Source organism: Pseudogemmobacter sp. TB195, from assembly GCF_058313095.1.
In genome coordinates, this window is sequence record NZ_JBZEGG010000245.1 from 244 (window position 1) to 504 (window position 261).

Here is a 261-nt window from a genome sequence, read left to right on the forward strand (position 1 = left end):
GCGAGGCCCGGAAACGTGGCGAGCCCGGCGGCGATCACCGCCAGATCGACGCCAAGGGCGGCGACGGCGGCGCTGGCGGCCAGGGCGTTCTGGGCATTGTGGCGGCCGCGCAACGACGACGATCCGGCGAGGTCAGCGAAGACCACGCCATGGCGCAGCAGCTGCGTCCCCTCGCACGACCAGCCGTCCGCTTCCGGCGCGTCGCTGCGCACCCGTTCGACCGGCTTGCCGGCCGCCTCCAGCCTGGCGGCTACGGCGCGG

1 pseudogene is annotated in these 261 nt (G+C 75.5%); it reads right to left on the bottom strand.

Features of this window, described 5'->3' with window-relative positions:
* Positions 1-261, bottom strand: a pseudogene (gene murD, locus AC4FS3_RS29605) (UDP-N-acetylmuramoyl-L-alanine--D-glutamate ligase); the annotation flags it as partial.